Here is a 1,585-nt window from a genome sequence, read left to right as displayed (position 1 = left end):
TCAGCTGAAGGAGGAATTCCCTCACGCCACCATCCACGGCCACAACGAGTTTTCCGCCAAAGCCTGTCCTTGCTTCGATGTGAAGAAGGAATTAGATCAATATTTTGAGAAAGGGGGTGGGGAATAAATGAAACAAGGCGTACGTCCCCTCGTTCTGGGGGGAGTGTACGCCTTGTGATTATTTCACTTCCTCGCAAACCACCATTTCCGTGCTTTTATACACTATGATAATCTTGTGTAGCTGCGTGGTCTTGATTGCAGAAGTTACTACTTCGCTTTCTGCATATCTATTCACTTGTCTGATGGCATCCTGCTTGAGTTGTTCTATATGCGCAGCGGTATCCTTAGACTTGGCATACTTGAACTCTACAATGTAGGAATGCTGCATATCGCTGAAGTTGTCAACAAGCGGACAGAGGAAGATATCGGCATAGCCTTCCTGGGTGTCCTTTTCGGATATCGGACGGTAGAACTTGTTGTCGCAAGTCATGGCAAGCGTGAATCCGTGCACGAAATATTCTCCCTTCTGATGATCTCTCTGGGATGAATATTTATGCAGACTGTCGGCGATATATTCAAAATAAGGCTTCCATTCTCCACAATATGCCAAGGCACTTTCTAAGTTTCCTTTTTCGTAGGAATCGTATTTCAAGTCGTTCTCCTTGTATGTGTCTAGGAGGTATTTGAACAGCTGCTCTCGCACCACCTCGTTTGGTATCACGAACTTGGTCTTTCCCTGATAATTTCCTGCGATGGTAACCATGCCGAAGTAGTAGAGCAGGCTCACGAAATTATCCGGGTCGCCTATCTGCTCGGCAGGAAAGCCGGTCTTGAGCTCGCCAGCCACAAAGCCGTTTTCTACCAGTTGCTGGATGATAGAGGCATCGTGGGCAAACTCCTTGTCCTTGCGGATGAGCATACGGAGCTTGTTGTAATCCAGTCGGATGTTTTCCTCTATCATATTCTTAGGAAGTTTTCCTCGATTTCTGATATAATTATCGATGAAATAGAGCACCATGTTGGAATTGTACATGGTGGTTTCACCGTATGAATCCTTTGCAAAACAATAGTTATCGTACCATGGTTTCATCAGGTCTATCAATTCATCCACGGTGTAGTTGTGGAGATGGAGGGTTTCGGTATAGTAAGTGAGCATTTCGCGCACCTCTTCCTCCGTAAAGCCCGTCATCTCGTTGAACTCGTATGAAAGGGAATAGTTGGTGCCGATGTTGAAACCGCTGGTCAGATCGTCCATGGTAACAGGACTGACGCCCGTTACGAAAACCCGCTCTAAGGTGGAATCGGTAGCTGACTTGATGGTGTCGAAGAACTTACGGAGATAACCCATGCCATGAGTTTCTGCCTGATAATTGTTGAGACAGTCTGGTTCTGCCAGGATAGTATTCGTGAAATGGTCGTACTCATCAATAAAGAGATACACTTTCTGTCCTGTCTTCTTACATTCCTTGCAAAGATAGTCCAACTGTTCTACTGCGCCATCCTTCCTGTTCATCTCTTCTTTGATGTTGGCAGGCAGATATTGTGCATACACATCGCAGAAGTAGTTAAACTCTGTGTTGCAATG

General features: G+C 45.6%; 1 protein-coding gene. It reads right to left on the bottom strand.

Annotated elements, in window-relative coordinates:
* Positions 1-178 precede the first annotated feature (178 nt).
* The coding region (locus QVD32_RS13110; RefSeq protein WP_287710382.1) for an AAA family ATPase at positions 179-1,585 on the bottom strand (1,407 nt) is incomplete at its 5' end.

It is taken from the genome of Barnesiella sp., assembly GCF_022723415.1.
Classification (GTDB): domain Bacteria; phylum Bacteroidota; class Bacteroidia; order Bacteroidales; family Barnesiellaceae; genus Barnesiella; species Barnesiella intestinihominis.
This window is presented reverse-complemented; position numbering and strand designations above follow the sequence as displayed.